The organism is Phaeobacter sp. JH20_26 (assembly GCF_048056275.1).
GTDB lineage: Bacteria > Pseudomonadota > Alphaproteobacteria > Rhodobacterales > Rhodobacteraceae > Phaeobacter > Phaeobacter bryozoorum.
The window spans coordinates 34,832-50,600 of the sequence record NZ_JAYMWL010000017.1 but is presented as its reverse complement, the minus strand read 5'-3'; the positions used below and the strand labels follow the sequence as shown (position 1 = coordinate 50,600).

Annotated in this window: 10 protein-coding genes; 3 read left to right on the top strand and 7 right to left on the bottom strand. The window is 63.5% G+C overall.

The features are described from left to right. Window positions 1–151 precede the first annotated feature (151 nt). On the top strand, window positions 152–1,162 hold the full coding sequence (locus VWY60_RS15190) for an NAD-dependent epimerase/dehydratase family protein (protein ID WP_416541056.1): 1,011 nt from the start codon (window positions 152–154) through the stop codon (window positions 1,160–1,162). A gap of 334 nt (window positions 1,163–1,496) precedes the next feature. Next, window positions 1,497–2,801 carry a UDP-glucose dehydrogenase family protein gene (locus VWY60_RS15185; RefSeq protein WP_260107657.1) on the top strand — a complete coding sequence of 435 codons (1,305 nt, stop codon included), beginning with the start codon at window positions 1,497–1,499 and terminating at the stop codon, window positions 2,799–2,801. An 82-nt stretch (window positions 2,802–2,883) separates the two neighbouring features. Here VWY60_RS15185 and VWY60_RS15180 read toward each other — a convergent pair whose 3' ends face one another. Next, on the bottom strand, window positions 2,884–4,011 hold the full coding sequence (locus VWY60_RS15180) for a ParB/RepB/Spo0J family partition protein (RefSeq protein WP_416541055.1): 1,128 nt from the start codon (window positions 4,009–4,011) through the stop codon (window positions 2,884–2,886). 101 nt (window positions 4,012–4,112) lie between these two features. Next, the gene (locus VWY60_RS15175) at window positions 4,113–5,528 is read right to left on the bottom strand and encodes an AAA family ATPase (RefSeq protein ID WP_340547839.1); all 1,416 of its coding nucleotides are present in this window, start codon (window positions 5,526–5,528) and stop codon (window positions 4,113–4,115) included. A gap of 497 nt (window positions 5,529–6,025) precedes the next feature. Here VWY60_RS15175 and VWY60_RS15170 point away from each other — a divergent pair, with 497 nt between their 5' ends. Beyond that, the gene (locus VWY60_RS15170; RefSeq protein WP_340547838.1) at window positions 6,026–7,042 is read left to right on the top strand and encodes a replication initiator protein A; all 1,017 of its coding nucleotides are present in this window, start codon (window positions 6,026–6,028) and stop codon (window positions 7,040–7,042) included. A 241-nt stretch (window positions 7,043–7,283) separates the two neighbouring features. Here VWY60_RS15170 and VWY60_RS15165 read toward each other — a convergent pair whose 3' ends face one another. From VWY60_RS15165 to VWY60_RS15145, 5 genes are all read right to left on the bottom strand, one after another. Continuing rightward, window positions 7,284–8,687, bottom strand: a complete 1,404-nt coding sequence (locus VWY60_RS15165) for an HlyD family type I secretion periplasmic adaptor subunit (RefSeq protein ID WP_416535226.1) — start codon at window positions 8,685–8,687, stop codon at window positions 7,284–7,286. Continuing rightward, window positions 8,684–10,450, bottom strand: a complete 1,767-nt coding sequence (locus tag VWY60_RS15160; protein WP_340547836.1) for a type I secretion system permease/ATPase — start codon at window positions 10,448–10,450, stop codon at window positions 8,684–8,686. Before VWY60_RS15160 ends, VWY60_RS15165 begins: the two co-directional genes overlap by 4 nt. Before the next feature lie 162 nt (window positions 10,451–10,612). Next, window positions 10,613–12,937 carry a calcium-binding protein gene (locus VWY60_RS15155; protein WP_416535224.1) on the bottom strand — a complete coding sequence of 775 codons (2,325 nt, stop codon included), beginning with the start codon at window positions 12,935–12,937 and terminating at the stop codon, window positions 10,613–10,615. A gap of 405 nt (window positions 12,938–13,342) precedes the next feature. Further along, a complete protein-coding gene (locus VWY60_RS15150) occupies window positions 13,343–14,170 on the bottom strand; it encodes a hypothetical protein (protein WP_416541054.1) in 828 nt (275 codons plus the stop codon). Continuing rightward, window positions 14,167–15,345 (bottom strand): helix-turn-helix transcriptional regulator, encoded by a 1,179-nt coding sequence (locus VWY60_RS15145; RefSeq protein WP_416541053.1) that lies wholly within the window; start codon window positions 15,343–15,345, stop codon window positions 14,167–14,169. Before VWY60_RS15145 ends, VWY60_RS15150 begins: the two co-directional genes overlap by 4 nt. Between the last annotated feature and the right edge of the window lie 424 nt (window positions 15,346–15,769).

Below are 15,769 nucleotides of genomic sequence, written 5' to 3'. Positions count from 1 at the left end.
TGGCAAAGGCTCCTGTGGGCGGCGGCGGATCTGGTTCAGGGCGCAAAGCTCATAAATAGACCGTGCTGTCAATTCACCTGCCGGTCACAGGTCGCTTTCCCGCGCCACAGGACGCATTGACACCCCGCGCCCAAGCCGCCACCTAAGGGGCATGAAAACCGCTCTTATCACCGGATCGGCCGGCTTTATCGGCTATCACCTTGCAGACCGGCTGCTCGCCGCAGGCTGGCATGTCATTGGGCTGGATTGCCTCTCGCCCTATTACGACGTCACCCTGAAGAAACGCCGCCATGCGCGGCTGGCGGATTACGCGAGCTTCACGCCAATCATTGGCAAGCTGGAAGATCCCGGCCGCCTGATGGGGCTGTTTGCCACCCATAAACCGGATGTGGTGATCCATCTCGCCGCCCAGGCCGGGGTGCGCCATTCCATCGATGCGCCGCGCGATTATCTTGAGGCCAATCTGATCGGCACCTTTGAACTGCTGGAGGCCGCCCGCGCCCATCCGCCCGCCCATATGCTGATCGCCTCCACCTCCTCGGCCTATGGTGCCAACACGCAGATGCCCTTTGATGAGCGCCAGCAGGCGGATCATCAGATGTCCTTTTATGCCGCCACCAAGAAGGCCGGCGAGACAATGGCGCATTCCTATGCCCATCTCTACGGGCTGCCGACCACGATGTTCAGGTTTTTCACCGTCTATGGGCCCTGGGGCCGGCCCGATATGGCGCTGTTCAAATTCACCAGGGCGATAGAGGCCGGTGAGGCGATCGACGTCTACAATCACGGCAGGATGAGCCGGGATTTCACCTATATCGACGATCTGGTTGCGGGCATCACCGGGCTGATCGACGCGGTGCCGGGGGATCAGCCGGTCTCGGAACAGGACAATCTCAGCCCTGTCGCCCCCTTCCGGGTGGTCAATATCGGCGCCTCCAGACCCACGCCGCTGATGGAGTATATCGCGGCGCTGGAAACCGCGCTGGGGATCACGGCCCGCAAAAACCTGATGGACATGCAGCCCGGCGATGTGCCTGCCACCTGGGCCGATACCAGCTTGCTGAGCCAGCTCACCGGATATGAACCGCAGGTCAGCGTCGCAGAAGGCGTCGCGCGGTTTGTCGCCTGGTACCGGGCGTATTACAGCGGCACCCAAGGCTGATCCGGGCAGGGTTGATCTGGCGCGACATGCGCTTCTGACCTGTCACCTTTCCCCAAATACTCGCGCCGCAGGCCTCCCGATTTCTGTGAAATCGGGATCAGGACATCTCCCTAATTTAGGTCAGCATAATTGACCAAATGTTTCGCACGCGAAACATTTGGTCCGAACCGGACCTATTTCGCTCCCCGCCCCATTGGGCCACTTCCGCACCCTGATCAGCCTGAGTCCTGACCAAAATTCCGGTTCCCGCTTCCCGCGCGCCCGTATATGTCTGATCCCCAACACTCCGCCCCTGCAAGCGGAGGATATGAGGCAACAGCAAAGGACCGCCCCCATGCGCATTGCAATGATTGGCACCGGATATGTCGGATTGGTCTCCGGCGTCTGTTTTTCCGACTTTGGCCATGATGTGATCTGTGTCGACAAGGATGCGGCCAAGATTGCGCGGCTGCAGGCCGGCGAGGTGCCGATCTACGAGCCGGGGCTGGAGGATCTGATGGCGCGCAATGTGGCTGCGGGCCGGCTGTCCTTTACCGATGATCTGGCCGCCGCCGTGGCCGAGGCCGAAGCGGTGTTCATCGCCGTCGGCACGCCCACGCGGCGCGGCGATGGCCATGCCGATCTCACCTATGTGATGGCCGCCAGCGAGGAGATCGCCGCCGCCCTTCAGGGCTATACCGTGGTGGTCACCAAATCGACCGTGCCCCTGGGCACCAACCGGCAGGTGAAACAGGTGATTGCCAAAGCCAATCCGGCGGCGGAATTTGACGTCGCCTCCAATCCGGAATTCCTGCGCGAAGGGGCGGCGATTGATGATTTCATGCGCCCCGACCGGGTGGTTGTCGGCGTGCAGAACGACCGCGCCGCCGAGGTCATGGCCGAGATCTACCGGCCGCTTTACCTGCGCGATTTCCCGATCCTCACCACCGATCTCGAAAGCGCCGAGATGATCAAATATGCCGCCAATGCGTTTCTCGCGACCAAGATCACCTTCATGAATGAAATCGCAGGCCTCTGTGAACGGGTGGGCGCCGATGTAAAGGAGGTCGCCCGTGGCATCGGGCTGGACGGGCGCATCGGCAATAAGTTTCTGCATGCCGGTCCCGGCTATGGCGGGTCGTGTTTCCCAAAGGACACCGCCGCGCTGGCGCGCATCGGGCAGGACCACGCCTATCCGATGCAGATCACCGAAACGGTGATGCGGGTCAATCAGGAGGTCAAGGCGCGGATGCTGGAGAAGCTGCGCGATGCCTGTGACGGCAGTTTCAACGGCAAGACCATCGCGGTGCTTGGCGTCACCTTCAAACCCAACACCGATGACATGCGCGAGGCCCCCAGCCTCACCATCGTGCCGGCCCTGATCGGCGGCGGCGCCAAGGTGCGGGTGGTGGACCCGCAGGGCGAGGCCGAAGGCCGCGATCTGCTGCCCGGTGTCAAATGGGAAGACGATCCCTACAAGGCCGTGCGCAATGCCGATCTGGTGGTGCTGCTGACGGAATGGAATGAATTCCGCGCCCTCGACCTGAAGGCGCTGGGGCGCAAGATGGCGCAGCCCCGGATGGTGGATCTGCGCAATATCTACACCGCCAAAGCCGCCAAACGCGCCGGGTTCGAGACCTATATCGGGGTGGGCCGCTAAACCCACCCGGACATCACCCCAAACACAAAAAGACCCTGATACAGCTGTATCAGGGTCTTTTCACATCATCCTCAGACTCTGTTCAGCGGTGGCGCAGCCAGGCCTTCAGATCCTCCATCAGGGTGCTGTCCACCGCTGTCCCGGTGAGTTCGATCCGCTGCTGGCCGGGGGTGAATCCCAGCCGCACGCCAGCGGCGGCCTGCACGCTCACCCGCTCATGTGCGCCGATGCTGTCCGCCGGATCCAGGCTGCGCACCCGTGGCACCGGAGAAGGACCCGGAGAGGAACCCGGGGCAGAGGACGGAACCGGGGCAGGGGCCGCCTCCGGCGGATCTGCCGGCGCGATCTCACTCCCCTCATGGGCCTCAAGCAGCTGGCTCAGCAGCGCCTGTTCCGCCTCTGCCGTGGGGCGGGCGGTGGCGCGCAGGGCCGCGACCACCGCATCGGCAAAGCCCGGATCCTGCACAAAGGCCCGCGCCAGCCCCAATCCCAGTTTCTCGCGGATGGCGGTGGGAAACAGCAGCTCCTCATCCAGCGCCTCGACCAGGGTGACAAAGCTGCCGATCTTGGAGCGTTTGGCGCGGGTGGCATTGGCAAAGAGCGATTGCAGCGCGTATTTCTGGCTGCTGTAGACCCCTTCGCGCAGCGCCCGCACCGCAATGCGGGCGCGTTCGTAATGGGAGAGGTTCACCCGGATTTCGTTTTCCTCGACCATCGCCACATAGGCGCCCTCGGCCCCGTCGGGCTGGATCACCAGCGCCTTGATGGTGGCAAAGGCAGGATCATTGCTCTCGGCATATAGCCTGCGCATCGCGGTCAGACGGCGCCAGCCGGAGATCAGACCATGGGTCTTGCCCGCCGGGGCCTGCGCGCCCAGGGCGACCACCTCGATCGGGGTCTGCTGGCCACGGGCGCGCAGGGATCCGACCAGCGCCCCCATCTCTTCCTCGTCCTGCTCCAGCCGGTCGCGCACCAGATGGGTCTCGTCGATGGCGCCAAGCGCGATCTCCTCGATCATCAGCCCCTTGGCGCGGGCGGTCTCCAGCACCGCTGTCAGCTCCTGCAGCGCGCCCTCTGTGGCGGCTTCGGAGGCGACCTGCGCAATCGGCGGCGCTGACAGCGAACCGGGGCCGCCGAGGGCGGATTTGTTCTCAGGTGCCGTGCTGAGATAGGTCGGCTGTGCCGGTGAAAGCCGTTTGCGTTTTGCCATCTGCCTGTCCTCTTCCTGCGCCTGTTCTGATCCCTGCACGCCCTGTTTGCCCTTTGGGGGGTGCAGGGTCGCAGTATGAGGCGCTTTGCGTTTTTAGCCCGTTACTGCGCCGCGCGCTGCATCTGCAACTCATCCCGGCGCCAGACCGCCAGCAGGAGCCGCTTGAAGGCCGCATAGGTGGCGTCAAAGGTCTCGCGCCCCCTTGCGTAGGTCTCGCGGTTGAAATCGCGGTAATCGGCCTCGTAGATGCCATTGACCTGCTCGCCGGCCTGGCCGATCAGCGCGGTGTAATCCTGCCGGTGCGGCGACAGGGTGGGGCCCAGATAGGCCTGCATCAAGGCCGCCAGCTCGCCCTGCTGGGCGCCGTCATAGCGGGTGATCACCGTGCGCACCGCATCCCATTCAAAGGCAATCTCCGGCCGCCCCAGCGCGCGCGCCGCCAGATTCTCGCCCTCCTCGATGGAGGCGAAGGTGGAATGCAGCATATCGAAAAACCGCCCCGTACTGTCGAATTCCAGAAACGACGCGCCCATCGGCACCAGAAGGATATCCGCCGCCGACAGCCCGTTGATGGTGAGATAGCCAAGCGCCGGCGGCGTGTCGATGAAGATCACGTCGTATTGCTCCAGCACCCCGTCGGCCTCCAGCCGCTCGGTGAGCGCATCCCAGAGCTTCCAGCTGCGCGCGGCCATCCGCCAGACCGGGATCTGGAACTCCGCCCAGTAGAGGTTCAGCTGCGCGCCGATCAGATCGATATTGGGCCAATGGGTGGGCTGGATCACATCCGCTGCCGTCATGCCCATCGCCGCCGACAGGCTGTCGTCCAGCGGCTGGGGCGCATCGCCGCGATCCAGACGGCGCTGGTTTTCCAGGCGCAGGTGATCGCCGTAATGGCGCGCCAAGAGCGGAAAGGCGGTCTGCCATTCATCCTCCACGCGGCCACCAAAGATCGAGGTCATCGAACCCTGGCTATCAAGATCGATCACCAGCACCTTGTAGCCATCCAGCGCCGCCGACATCGCCAGATGGGCCGCTGTGGAGGTCTTGCCGACGCCGCCCTTGAAGTTGGCGACAGCGACCATTTTGGCGGGCAGCCCTTCGGGGCGGTAGGGCTGGTAATCCTTCGCCTTGGATCCCTGGGCGGCAAAATGCGCGCGCAGGCGCAGCACCTCGTCGAGAGTGAACCATTTGGCGCCACCTTCGGTCTCGGAGCGGCCCTGCGGCAGATCTGGGTTGGCCTTCAGCACCCGGCGGAAATGGGCCTGGGCGACCGGGATCAGATAGCGGGTGATCTCCCAGGTGGAGAACAGGCGCAGCTCCTTGCGGCCCTCTTCGTTCATGCCCCGGCTGGAGAGATCGGCCCGGCCGCGCGCGCAGGCCTCGGCGATATCGGCAAAGCCGCCGGTGCTGGTGGGGGCCTCCAGATCGCCCAGGGCGGCGTCGGGGTCGATGTTGAAATAGGGGGGCAGCCCGGCCGCATTGCGGCCTGGATCTTTCTTCTGGATGTCTCGTGCCATTGCTCTCACGCCTCTGCCTGGGTCCGCCGGTGCAGGGATCCTGTAGGGCTCCCTGTTTGATGTGCGGCCTTTTGGAGATGATAGCATAAAACAGCGCACATGAAAGATATATGCGCATCTGTTTTGAATTTTCTAAGCAAATCCGGGGGTTGCGGTAAAAGAAACCGGCGGGATCCGGGGCGGGACCGGGGCAATTTCTGCCCTGTCGATTTTTTCTACCTGTTATAATTGAGTTATATATAAGTTAAGGCGCAACACCAGTGGCGGCAAAGCCCTTTTTTCATTGGCGTTTGGAGCCGATTTTCGGGCTGCTGCGATTCCGAAACCCCGAAAGACTGACTCTGAACCCCCGAACCAGTGACTCCGAACCCCCGTTGAGAAGTGGTGTGGATAACTTTAGGGTGGGCGTAATCAAAACCACGAAGACGCGAGTCACCCCGAAAGAGGCCATAAGGCCCGGATAAGCGGGGGGCGGGCAGAGCAGACGGGACAGCAATATGGCAGGCCAGATTTCGGGCCAGATGACCGCAGGGGGCAGCGCGGCGCAGGGGGGGGATTTCTTTCTCTGCGATATCTTCGATGCGATTCCGAAAAACGATCTCGCCTCGATGGAACATCCGCTGTTCTCGCTCGGCACAAGACCGGACCGGCGCATCCTGAACTATGAACATAATGGTGCGGAGATCACCGTGGTGCCCTCGGTCAAAGGGCTGGCGACGATCCATGACAAGGACATCCTGATCTTCTGCATCAGCCAGCTGATGGCGGCGGTGAATGCCGGCCGGCAGGTCAGCCGCACGCTGCATCTCACCGCCCATGATCTGCTGGTGGCGACCAACCGCGAGACCTCGGGCGATGCCTACCGCCGCCTGCGCGAGGCGTTCGAGCGGCTGGCGGGCACCCGCATCACCACCAATATCGTCACCGGCGGTCAGGAGGTCACCAGCGGCTTTGGCCTGATCGAGAGCTGGGAGATCGTGCGCAAGGCGCGCGGCGGGCGGATGGTCAATGTGGTGGTGACGCTCAGCGAATGGATCTATCGCGCGGTGCTGTCGAAATCGGTGCTGACCCTCAGCCGCGATTACTTCCGTCTCCGCAAACCGCTGGAGCGGCGCATCTATGAGCTGGCGCGCAAACATTGCGGCCGCCAGGACAGCTGGCAGATCTCGGTGGAGACGCTGTTGAAGAAATCCGGCTCCGCCAGCCCGCGCCGGGTGTTCCGCAAGATGCTGCGCGACATGATCACCGCCCAGCCGCTGCCGGATTACGCGATGGAAGAGCTGCCGGGGGATCTGATCCGCTTTTCCCAGAAACATGCGGTGCTGGACAACAGCCAGCGCCCGCCGGTGCTGAGTGCGCGCGCGCTGGAACAGGCCCGCAGCCTGATCCCCGGCATTGACGTCTATGCGCTGGAGGCCGACTGGCGCGAAATGTGGGTGCGTTCCGGCGCGCCGCGGCTGCGCCGCCCCGATGCGGCCTTTCTGGGCTGGGTGAAGAAACGCGCCACGGAATAGGGCAGGGGAAAAGCCCCGTGTCAGAGACGGGTTTGCCTTTAAAATAGGTCAGTATTGTTGTCTAAATGTTTCGCGTGCGAAACATTTGGGCCGAACCGGACCTATTTTGCACGGCGGTGCCTGCCGGCGGTCTGCCCAGATAAAGACCCGCCCGGCCAGAGGCCGGACGGGCGAAAGGAAGTCTGATCAGGTCCCCCCCAGGTATGAAACGCCAGACGTCTTACCGGCCGCGCATCCCTGATCAGCCATTCCCCTCTCTCAACGCGTTCGACATGCTGCGCAGCACCGGGCTGAGCAGGTAATCCGCCAAGGTCTGCCGCCCGGTTTCGATCATCGCCTGGGCCGGCATGCCGGGCAGGGTCTTGACGTTGGGCAGCGCCGCCAGCTCTTCGGGCGGAATGCGGATGTGAACGCGGTAATAGGGAATGCCGCTGTTGAGATCGGCAATGCTGTCGGCCGCCACCATCACCACCTCGCCCCGGACCGGCGGGGTGGAGCGGAAACTATAGGCGGTGAGCTGCACGCGGGCCCGGCCACCGGTCACCACCTCGTCGATATCGGTGGGCGAGACGCGGGTCACGACAATCAGATCGCTGCCCGAGGGCACCAGCTCCAGCACATTCTGGCCCGGGTTCAGCACCTGGCCCAGCGTATTGATGGAGAGCTCCACCACCCGGCCGGCCTGCGGCGCGCGGATGGTCTGGCGTTCGATCACATCCTCCGCCGCATCCAGCCGCTGGCGCAGGTCCAGAATACGCTCCTGCACCAGCTGGGTTTCGCTGGAGATCCGGTTCACCGTGTCGCGGTGCACCTGCAGAATGCGCTCCTCGGTTTCGGCGACACGCTCCTGAAGGTTTTCGCTGTCGCTTTCCAGCGCGCCAAACGTGCCCATCAGCCCGGTTTCCTGCAACAGCCGGTCGCTGAGCCGGGTCTTGGGAACCAGGCCTTTTTCATAGAGCTTGTGCAGATCGGCGACCTCGCCCCTGATCAGGGTCAGCTGATCCTCCACCGCGGTCAGCCGCGCCTGCCGCCCGATGAGCTGTTTGCCCAGCTGGGCAATCCGGTCGCGCAGGATCTGCACCTGACCTTCATACAAGGCGCGGTTGCTGGCGAAGACATCGCGCTGCACCTCAAACAGCGAGACCAGCTCTGGATCCTCGGCAATCAGCTGGTCCAGCTCGGCCGGGATCTCGATCTGATCAGCCTGGGCCAGCTCCGCCTGAAGCCGCGCCTGCTGGGCCAGAAGACTGGCCATCTGGCTGGTCAGGATGGCGCGGTTGGCGCGCATCCGGCGCCCGTCCAGCACCGCGATCACATCGCCCTCGGCAACCATATCGCCCTCGGCCACATTGATCTCGCGGACGATGCCGCCCTCCAGATGCTGTACGCTGAGCCGGTCGCCATCCACGGTGAATTCCCCGGGGGCCACCACGGCGCTGGTCAGCTCGGCCCTGGTCGCCCAGAACACCAAACCGCCAAACAGGCCAAAGCCGCAGACCAGCATCCACAGCACCAATTGGCGCACGCGGGTTGGCGGGGTGCGGGGCAGGGTGAAGCCATCGGGCATCAGGTCCTGAAAGCCCCGGTTTATTTCAATCTCGCTGGCGGCGCGCGGGGCCAGCTCCCGGCTGTTGCTGCGGCTCATGACTGGGCTCCTTCTGCGGCGCTGGCCTCTGCATCGGTGTCCGTCCGGGCCGCCGCCCGGCGCGGTGCGAGATTGGTCACCTTGGGATCGCTCTGGGCCCGGCTCATCGGCTGGGCGGCGGCTTCGATGATCTGACGGGCCTCGCCAAAGCGGGCAATCCGCCCTTCCTGTATCAGGGCGGCATGGCTGACCCGCCGCAACAGGTTGAGCCGATGCGTCACCACCACCACGATGGCACCACGGGTGCAGACCTCCTCGATGGCGGCGGCCAGGGCCTCTTCGCCTTCGGGGTCGAGATTGGCATTGGGCTCATCCAGCACGATCAGCTTGCGATCGCCAAAGAAGGCGCGGGCCAGGCCAATCCGCTGACGCTGCCCTGCGGAGAGGAACCCGCCGCGCGGGCCGACTTCGGCGTTATAGCCGCCGGGCAGGGCCAGGATCAGCTCATGCACGCGGGCCAGTTTGGCGGCGGCCACCACATCGGAGGGTTTCGATGTCGGATCCATCATGGCGATATTCTCGGCCACGGTGCCGCGGAACAGCTCCACCTGCTGCGGCAGAAAGCCGATATGGCGGCCGATCTGTTCGGGGTCCCAATCGGTGAGGGCGGCATCATCGATGCGCACATGGCCCCGCACCAGCGGTTGCAGCCCCACCAGCGCCCGCGCCAATGTGGTCTTGCCCGCGCCCGACGGGCCGATCAGCCCCAGCGCATGGCCCGGTTGCAGCGACAGGGTGATGTCGAGAAGCAGCGGATCCTGCCGCCCCGGCAGCACCACGGTGGCATTTTCCACTGACAGCCGCCCGGTGGGGTCGGGCAGTTCCATCCGGTCGCTGGTGTCTTCGGCATGGGCCAGCAGGAGGTTCAGCCGTTCCATGGCGCTGCGGGCCTTGAGCAGGGCACGCCAGCCGGCGATGGATTGCTCCACCGGGGCGGCGGCCCGGCCCAGCAGGATCGAGGAGGCAATCATCAGCCCCGGTGTCAGCTGGTTGTTGATCACCAGCACCACGCCCACGCCAAGCACGGCGATCTGCAGACCCATGCGGGTGGCCTTGGCCAGCGAGGTCATCAGCGCCACCCGGTCGGTGACCAATGTGCCAAAGAGAATGGCGGTAAAGGCGCGCCCCCGCCAGCGGCCGATCTGGGCAGAGGTCTTGCCCATGGCGTGGATGATCTCGGCATTGACCATCATCTCCTCAACCGCGGCATTGGTTTCGCGGGCGGCCTCCTCGGAGGTCTTGCCGGGCGCGCGGGCAAAGACCTCGCTCAGCACGCCAAGCCCCAGCAGGATCAGCAGACCCACCACCGAGACCAGCCCCAGGACCGGGCTGAACAGAAAGATCAGCCCGATGAACAGCAGCGACCAGGGCGCATCCAGGAGCGCAATGAACACCGGGCTGGTGACAAAGCCGCGCAGATCCTGAATGTCGCGGATCGGTTCCGCCGTGCGCAGAGGCGCGGGCAGGTTGCCGCTGATCATCCCTTGCAGGACAACCGGGCTCAGCCGGGCCTCCAGCCGCGAGCCGAGGCGGGCGACGAGGCGCTGGCGAATGACATCAAAGAGAAAGAAGAACACCAGCGCGATTGCCGCGCCGGTGGTCAAAGCAATCAAGGTTGGCATGCTGCCCGAAGCCATGACCCGGGCAAACAGTTGCAACATGTACAGCGGCGCTGTCAGGACAAGCAGGTTAACAAAGATACTCGCTACAAAAATTGAGGTGATAACACCCCGCTGTCCGTCAAAGACCCGTTTCGTCTTCATACCCGTGACCCCCCGGTTGCACGATGTGAAGTTTCTGAAGCTGGCAGATCAGCGCCCTGGTCCAAGGTGGCAATCCTTGGCCGGGGACCAAATCGCTGTCCTGAACCAGGGCTAGACCCCCCCGGGTGGCGGCCGCCACCCGGGAGGATCATTCCTTATGGCTCAGAGCGTATGACCCCAGATGTTGTCATAGCTGTCGTCAAAGCCGTCATCGCTGGCCACGACCCGGATCGGCTCGTAGCTGCCGGCGTCGCCGGTGCCGACCGCATTGATGCCAACACCGCCAGAGGGCAGGGCGTCCTGTCCCAGGGAGGTGTAGCCATTGGCATTGGTCAGACCCTTGATGACCACGGTGGCGCCACCAACAGAAATGGTGGTGTCGGTGCCATCATCCGAAACACTGGCCACGCCATTCAGGGCGCCAAAGGCCGCCTCTGACGAGGTGCCTGCACCAGCGTCGATATTGGTGACGCGGAAGGCCAGCACATCGTGGTCCTCATCAATGTCAAAGTCATTGATGCAGTCGATGCCATCGCCGGAGCTGAAGGAAGCCCCGTCCCAGGTCAGGTCGATGATGAAGACATCCTTGCCGTTGCCACCGGTCAGATCGTCATCTCCCGCGCCACCTTTCAGGTAGTCGTTGAAGTTGCCGTCGCCGCCGTAGAGGGTGTCATTGCCTTCACCGCCATCCAGGAAGTCATGGCCACGGCCACCGTCCAGATCGTCATTGCCAACTTCGCCATAGAGGCAGTCGTTGCCATTGTCGCCGTTCAGGTCATCGCCACCGTTGCCGCCCAGAAGGACGTCATCGCCGTCGCCGCCATTCAGTTCGTCGGCACGGTTGTCGCCCATCAGCAGATCGTCGCCATCATCGCCGTTGACGGTGTCTTCGCCGTCGCCGCCGCTCATGACGTCATTGCCAGTGCCACCATGCATCAGGTCATTGCCATGACCGCCATACATAGTGTCATTACCGGCATCGCCATAGAGCGTATCGGCCTGGTTGTTGCCGTAGATCAGGTCATCGCCATCGCCGCCTTTGACGGTGTCGTTGCCGGAGTTGCCGAACAGCACGTCGTCGCCGACATTGCCGTGGACGCAGTCATCGCCTTCGTTGCCATAGAGGGTGTCATTGCCCTGGTTGCCATAAAGACGGTCACGACCGATACCCCCATATCCGAGGTCGAAACCACGGCCGCCGATGATGACGTCATTGCCCTCTTCGCCGAACATGGTGTCATGGCCGGAGCCACCGCGGATGCGGTCATTGCCGGCTTCGCCACCGTCCTGCGGTGTGTAGCAGTCCGGGCAGTCGACGGGACGCAGATCGGTTTCATCGCTGGTATGCGCTGAGGCCTCGACCGATGTTTTGGGGTCGTCGTCGCAGCAATCCCAATCGATGTCGCCATAGCCCTTGACCCGGGCATGGTCACCAAAGATCAAATCGCCCTGGGCACCACCTTCGAGCACGTCATTGTTGCTGCCGCCGCGGAGAGTGTCCTTGCCGGCATCGCCATTGACGTCGTCACGGCCTTCGCCACCATCCATCAGGTCACGGCCGCGGCCGCCCTGCATCAGATCGTCGCCGGTTTCGCCGAACATGGTGTCCATGCCACCCTGACCATCCATGGTGTCATGGCCATCGCCACCTAGCATGCAGTCATTGCCGTCTTCATTGGGGCCTTTGCCAACCGGACCGCTGTCAGAGCCAAAGTCGAGATCGTCGCCCTGGGACTGACGTTCGTCGCCGAACATCTCGTCATCGCCGGAGCCGCCGATCACTAGGTCGTCGCCCAGACCACCGGCCATACGGTCGTCGCCGCCCTGACCGTTCATCCGGTCATTGCCGCCGCGGCCATACATGGTGTCGTCGCCGTCATAGATGGATTCGCCAGCGCGGCCGCCGCGGTCACCCCACATGCAGTCGTCGCCGCCTTCGCCGTCCATGCAGTCGTCGCCCAGATCCCCATAGAGGTAATCGCCGGCGTCGCCGGAGCCATCGCCCTTGCCGCCTTCATCCCCAAAGATCTGGTCGTCGCCATTGCCGCCAAAGACCGTATCCTGATCCTTGCCGCCCAGCAGCGAGTCATTGCCGTTTTCGCCATCGATGTAATCGCAGCCATCGCCGCCATCGATCCAGTCGTTGCCGTCGCGGGTCGCGTTGGTGCCATTGCCCCCGTAAAGGGTATCATTGCCACCATCACCATTGATGGCGTCATTGCCGCCGCGGCCTTCGATATAGTCCTGGCCGGACTGACCATCGAGCCGGTTGTTGCGCTCGTTGCCATAGACCGCATCATTGCCGCCGCCAGCTGCGGCGTTGTCGCCGGCATCATGGTCGTTCAGATTGATGACATTGCCATCGCGACCGCCACGTTCCGTGGTGCCATCATTGTAATTGGGACTGAATTTATTGTCCTCGTCAAAGATGATCTCGCAGTCTGGATTACACTCTTCCCATGGTGAGCCTTCGTCTGGTCTACCCATCTTAAACATCCTCCTAATTAATATACCGGGAGTGTGATGCGCCCCCCGACGCGACCCCCTTTAGAAATCTGGCCAGGGGAAATTGGGTGTGGGACCTGACCAGTACCAAAAGACCGCTTGGGTCTCTGATGGTGATTGCATCGCAAATCGGGTGGGGTGGATGCCCCCAAATGGGGACAAATTTTTCTCAAATTGTCGATTTCCGGGGGTGCGGCATCAGATGCCCGGCGGGCTCTTCTGCGAGATATGTGGGACAGGCACCAAAGCCGTCCGACGCATCTTTTCCGGGCCGGGGATTTGGGACAGCAGTCCGGCCCGGAGGGATGTCGCACCCCCGAAAGAGAAAGACTCTTTATCCTTTGTTAGAGTCTATTATTTGCAGATATCGCCAGGCCGTCTCCCTGCTTATTGGCCCGGATCTTCTCTGGTGGTTTCAACAAAACGGACAAGGCTGGCCCAATGGATCTGCGCCTCGCTCCAGGCCGTGCCGGCAGCGGCGGAAATCCGGCTGTGATAGAGCGTGCCCGCCGCCAGCCCGAGCGCCAGGATCAGCGCAAGATATCCGCCCTGGCCAAGCCCGCGTGCCAGCCGCTGCCGCAGGCTGCGGCGGTGGGCGGAGCTGTCGGCCAGCACCCTGGCAAAACTGTTGCGCAGCACCGGCTCCAGCTCGATCCGCAGCGCCCCTTCCATCCGGTTCACCGCCTCCTCCAGCGTGTCGATGCGCGCGCTCAGCGCCTTGCGATCCGCCTCGGCCTTCCGGGTGTAGATCTCACCCAGCCCGTCGTTGAGGGTGGCGAACATCGCCGTGATCCGCTTGTGCAGCTCGATGAGATCGCCGCGCCCGGCCAGAGGCTGGGGGCCGCCGCGCAGATGGGCGGCCAGCTGGTCCAGATCCGCCGGGGCGAGCCTGTGGGCGGCGGCCTCCGATGCGGCCTCCGATGTGGCTTCTGCATGGGCCGGCTCCCCGTCGGGGCGCGGCTTGTCGGTGTTCTGCGTGGTCTGATCCGTGGTGCTCTCCATCTCGATATCTGATGCCGGCTCGGCTGCGGTTTCTGATCCGGCTGCCGACTTGGCCTTGCCGGTGTTTCTGGTCGCATCCGTGGTCGATCCTGTGGCGGGGTCTGCCGCGCGGCGGTCCTGGGCGGCCAGGGCTGCGGCGCCGATCGAGGCCGCGGTTGGCGCGACCGGTGCGGGTGGCCCCTGGGTGAGGCTTTCATGGGTTACCTTGTTCATGACGCTCTCCCCAGAGAGGCCTGCCAGGTCAGCCGCTGCGCCATTTCCGTGCGCCCGGCCACCTCAAGCTTGGACATCACCCGCTTGGCATAGGTGTTGAAGGTCTGTTCCTTGATGCCCGCAATATGCGCAGCCTCGCGGTTGGACAGCCCCAGCTGGATCAGCGCCGCAACCCGGGCCTCGCAGGGCGACAGCCCCATTTTCTGCGCCAGCATCTCGATCCGCTGCTGATCGGGCTGGCGCGGCAGGATCGCCACCACCAGCGCGCGCCGGGTGTCGGCACAGAGATAGCAGGTCAGCGAGACCGGCAGCCGCATTCCCGAGCTGGCATCCTGCAGAAACAGGATCAGCTCCTGGCTGGCCCCGCCGCCGGGCACATGGGATCCGGCGGCTGCTTGGGTCGGGGTGCGCGCGCATTCCTGCACGGCTGCGTAAAACGCCCGGGTTTCCCGGCTGTTGGCACAGCGCAGCACGCCGTCGCTGTTGCACAGCAGATTGCCTGCCGCCAGCATGTCGCAGCCGGCCCCATTGCAATCCAGCAGCCGGCCCGAGCTGTCCAGCACCAGAACCGCGCTGTCGCTTTTGGTGGAAATTGTCCAGAGCATCGCTTCGGAGGTCTCGGAGGCCTCCAGGGCCAGCTCCGGCGCCGGTGTGCCGGCGAGCATCTCGCGCAGCACATCCTCGCGGGTGAGCGGCCAGATGGCAGGCAGGATATCGGCGCAATGGCTGTCATGCTGGCTGCCTTCCAGATGCAGCGCGACCCGGTCTTCGCTGCCATCGGCAAAACGGCAGGCAAACACCACCCAGCGGCCAGATCTGTGGCCAGAGCCATCCGCACGCAGGGCAGCGGGATCCAGCCAGTCGGGCCAGGCGTTGGGATGGCTCTGCGGATCATGCAGCTGGGTGCAATGGATCAGCGGCCCGCTGCGCAGCAGGGAGCGAAGATCCTCCCTGGGCGGTTTCGGCCGCGACCCGGCTGCGGATCGTGATGCGGATCCGGCACCGCTGGCCCCGTCGCCGCTGGTCACAAGACATGTGGTCACCAGCAGACGGGCAGGCCCGGTGCAGTCGATCTCGGCAATGGCGGTGGTGGTGATGGATGAAACTTGTCTTTGAAACGATCGCGCAAAAGCGATCTCGCCCGTGTGGATCACGGCGCCCCCGAACACATTCATATTGCCCCCCGGCATATCAAAACGAATATGTCCCAGCCTAGCATATCGCCGGTGCCGTCAAATTGTGCAGAGGGCGTACCCCTTCGGATGTGACGATTCGCTGTTGGTTTGGGCTGTCCTTGCGATCAACCAACGGGCGAACCCACAGAGGGTTGAGTTTTAATCAATATCTGGTGTGGTGACGCAGGGTAAGCCACAAGTCACGGCGAAGAGCCAATTCGGTATCTTCCATAATATTATTATTTTTCAAATGATTATATATTGGCAAAGATCCGCCGCCTGAGTGAAGGGCTCAAGGAGAACTACCTCGGAGGGGGTAAGGATCCGGGCGGGGGCGCAACAAAGGAAGGGTGATTCCATCTCCTGCGGTAGGATTCGCGAAGATTGAACACCATTAGGTTGTAGAAACCGGCCCGAGGCGGAT